A 4,472-nucleotide genomic window follows, 5' to 3' on the forward strand; every position below is an offset into this window, starting at 1 on the left:
TATCAGTTATCAGTTATCAGTGAACCTCCGGCTAAAGTCGGAGGCTTGAAATAGTGAGTTAAATATTTTTTTCATCCCCTTAAAAGGGGAGGCTTTTGACCTTATTTTTTGGTAAATATTTTTTGCTTATATCATCTCCGGTAGTATCGATAAAATGGGGTTGCACATTAAAGAATGATAATAGATTTTCAACTGTACATATATTGAGGAAAGAATTATTCAAAAATATCTACTTTCAGATTTCATCATTCCTGATTGTGCAACCCCGATAAAATTTAATACCGTAGGGATTTAGTCACCAAACCCTGACTAATTTCAGTTTTTACTTTGACCGAACAATTAAGGTTTAAAGCCTCTCATGAGCAAGGAGAAAAAAACAAAAAAATTCCTTTGAACCAATCCTCAATGTTTTAAGAAGAAGTAATTATTAATTATTAATTGTTAATTATTAATTATTGAACAATACTAATAGGAGAAATTTATTCTCCAAAGCAAGGGGATTTGATATTGTTCCCTATCCTACTCCCTACTCCCTATTCCCTACTCCCTACTCCCTATTTAAAAAAAATTAGAGACGCGATCGCCCACGTCTCTAAAATTCCTATTTATCCTGACTCCCTACTCCCTACTCCCTAATCCCTAATTATCTAATTATTCTGTGAAACAGATGCCTCTTCTACATAAGTCTCATCCTTGAAATTCTGATTTTTATCAGGATAACTTTGATTACGAGACTTCTTAGGTGGCTGCTTTTTCAGCCTTGGTTTCGGAGTTTCAAAGATAGGCGCTTCTTCCTCCTGAGCATAATCAGGCCCCATCCAAGCAGGACGAGTTTCATCATAAGCTATCTGTAAAGCAGCAGCAGCAACTGCATGAGGATCGTATTCTTCACCTAACTGAGAAATTAAGGGCAAGAAAGAAGCCATCCGCTCCCCACTCAGAGCATCTCGCACCTTATCCTGTAATTTCTGTAACTGCCTGGCTTCAATTTGAGAGCGCTTAGGAATTGAACGAGTATCCAAACGTTGACGCAAATGACGTTCTATCAACCGCAACTTCCGTTTATCTACAGGGTTAATCAACGAAATTGCTGTTCCTTCCCGACCTGCACGACCTGTACGACCAATGCGGTGAACGTAACTATCTACACTATCAGGCAAATCGTAGTTAATCACATGAGTTAAATGATCCACATCTAAACCACGAGCTGCAATATCAGTTGCCACAACCCAACGTACTTGTTGATTCCGGAAGCGACTTAACAATCGTTCCCGTTGGGATTGGTTTAAGTTGCCGTGATACTCATCAACACTGTGACCTGCTGATTGTAATTGATTTGTCAGTTCTGCTGCAGCTTGCCTTGTGCGCACAAATATCAAAGCTGCTTCTGGGTCTTCTAATTCTAGAATTGGTTGTAGAGCTTTTCCTTTAGACCAACCACGAGGTACTATGTACGCAGTTTGAGTAATGCGCTTCGGAGTAGTTTTTTGTTGAGCTACTTTGACTGTTACTGGCGATCGCAAATACTTATTCACCAGTTTCCGGATTGAATAATCCATAGTAGCAGAAAAGAAAGCTGTTTGACGTTCAACAGGTGCAGCGTCCAGAATTTTTTCCACATCCTGAATAAAACCCATGCTCAACATTTCATCAGCTTCGTCTAAAACCATCATTTTCAAATGATCTAGTTTCAAACTATTCCGATTAAGCATATCTATAATTCGCCCTGGTGTTCCCACGACAATATGAACACCCTTTTGCAAACGCTGAATCTGACGTTCAATAGACTGACCCCCATAAACAGTTAGAACAAATAACCGCCGTTTAATCGGAGTTTTGCTATCCAAACCAGTAAATTGACGAATTGCTTCTGTAACTTGTAGTGCCAACTCACGAGTGGGAGTTAAAATTAACGCTTGAACTGCGTTTGTATTTAGATCTATCCGCTCCAATATGGGTAAAGAAAACGCTGCTGTTTTACCTGTTCCTGTTTGAGCTTGACCTACAATATCCGTTCCTGCCAGCAAATGTGGTATTGCTTGAGCTTGAATCGGAGTAGGTTCGGTAAAACCAATTGTTTCCAGATGATTTGCACGCTCCTCTGAAATTCCTAAATTTGCAAACGATAAATCCATTAATTCTCCTATGTAAACTATTTACATCTGGTTCCTTTCTCACCCAACTTGGAGGCGGATTTATGGTCAACCATAGCTGCTCATAAGCCCTTACTAGCCACAACTTTCCAGTTTATTTGCTGTAGTTATAGCTAGCTTATTGGTAGGGCAGTATGCCTTTGCCACTCACAATTTACACTCAACTGATAGCACTAGAGTTGACTGCTAAGAGTTAAGCGATGTCTGTATTTTCTCAACGGTTAAGTTTTAACCTGAAAATATAACGACAGATTTAGATCCTCCCAACACTGCCTTGAGACCACAGTGGAGGATTCCTAAACCCTGCTACACACCGCTGCGCTTTTCATGGCGACGACAGCCGAAAAACACGATTTAGGTTTCTGTTTCTTAAGACCTGCCTTTCCAGGTAGGGGCAATTTCTCAATTACCACTACTCTCTTTTGGTGTTACGGTCTATCCACACTACATCGCTAATCCGAAGGCTTCCCTAGTCAGCGCTAGCCCAGCGGCCAAATTGTTTTTACAATTTTTTAGATCTATATTTGTAAGTAGTCAGTATGACCCAGCATTTATACCGACATTCCCTATAGAGGAGAACGTGGGTCTTCTGCCGAGATTTTTATAAAGGCCAAATGCCCTGTTCCTTTTCTCCCTAGTTGGGTACGTTAAGGCAGGTTGGAGCCTCTGTTTAAAAGTAATAAGCTGTTGTGCATCTTTACAGTTGCCCATTGAATACAGTAAAGGAAAATTACCTTTATCTCTTTGCTTAACCGCGTCTTCGCACTTCAGCATTAGTCTCAACAAGCAGTTTAGATAATCTACAGTTTGTTACTCTCAGTGGCCCCTGTTAAACTTCATAATCATTTACATAATAACAAATGACTTAACATTTAGTGTATTTTTTAGACATTTTCCTTAACTCAGCTCTTTTTTTAGATACTAGATTTTATAATAATTTTTTACTGCATCATTTGTTGTATCGAGAGTCCTTGATAAAGAATGGCCATTCGCCCTTACATTAAGTCAGAAGTGTTTTTGTCACGGCGATTTGAACAAAAATAATTAGGGGAATCAACCCGGTTTCTTGTTTGGGTGGGTAAGTCCTGAAAGTTTTAGCGAAAAATTTGGGTAGTTACGCCTCCTCTTTTAAGAGGATAAAAAGCGGTTGAGGGATGGCGAGGTTTCCTCGCCATATCCAATCGACCAACAGAAAAGAAGATTCCGTATTTCAAGCCTCCTTATTCGGTTGAGATACTGATAACTGATAACTGATAACTGATAACTGAAATTACCCCACTTCAAAATTATTGCCGATTAGCCAAAAAATCTAATCTACATAACCATACAAATCGTAAATATCTGCATCTGTAATTTTTACTGGAACAATAGTCCCTAATCTGGCCTCCCCTTGAGCATAAACAAGTCCATCTACTTCTGGAGAAAACCTGGCAGATCTACCAATTAACTCTCCTGTTTGGGGATTTTCTTGTTCAATCAGCACATCAACCACTTGCCCCACTGATTTTTGATTCTGTTGCCAAGATATGGACTGCTGGACTTCCATAATTTCTTTCTGGCGGGCATCCATCACTGCTTGGGGCAACTGATTAGGCAAACTATAAGCAGGTGTTCCCTCTTCTGCAGAGAAAGTAAACACCCCAACATGATCGAATTCGTGACGCTTGACAAATTTCACTAAATGTGCATGATGCTCTTCCGTTTCACCAGGGAAGCCGACTATAAAAGTTGTCCGCAACACGGCGTTGGGCATAGTTGCTTTAATTCTTTGGATTATATCATCATTAACCTGACCTTGCCAAGGTCTATTCATGGCCCTGAGAATTTCGGGATGAGAATGTTGTAGGGGTAAGTCGAGATAAGGTAAAACGTTGGGAGTTTCTTGGATGGCGGTTATGACTTTGGGTGTTAAACCAGTGGGATAGGCGTAGTGCATTCTAATCCAGGGTATATCAATTTGTCCCAAGGCGCGGAGCAATTCGGCCAGTTTTGGTTGGCCGTAAATATCGACTCCATAGTTAGTGGTTATTTGGGAGATAAGGATGATTTCTTTAACGCCCTGGTAGGCCAATTGTTGGACTTCAGCAACAATAGATTCTATGGTACGCGATCGCTGATTTCCCCGCAGATGAGGAATGATACAGAAAGCACAACGATAGTCGCATCCTTCGGCAATTCTCACATAAGCAACGCCTTCGGATGTTGTACGGTAACGGGGGGTGGTTTCATCAGCGATGTAAGTTGGTTCGGGAGTAACTTCTTTGACGCGATCGCCTTTTTCTACTCGTTGCATCACATCTACTATTTTATGATAATCAC

The 4,472-nt window shown here is 40.5% G+C and carries 2 protein-coding genes; both read right to left on the minus strand.

The genetic code is table 11. From position 1 onward, the window contains the following. Positions 1-647: 647 nt before the first annotated feature. Positions 648-2,135: a DEAD/DEAH box helicase gene (locus F6K22_RS33220; protein ID WP_293108180.1), complete on the minus strand. Its 1,488-nt coding sequence runs from the start codon at positions 2,133-2,135 to the stop codon at positions 648-650. 1,327 nt (positions 2,136-3,462) lie between these two features. Beyond that, a partial coding sequence (gene rimO / locus F6K22_RS33225) for a 30S ribosomal protein S12 methylthiotransferase RimO (RefSeq protein WP_293108183.1) occupies positions 3,463-4,472 on the minus strand: 1,010 nt, incomplete at its 5' end.

This window comes from Okeania sp. SIO2F4 (assembly GCF_010672385.1).
Classification (GTDB): domain Bacteria; phylum Cyanobacteriota; class Cyanobacteriia; order Cyanobacteriales; family Microcoleaceae; genus Trichodesmium.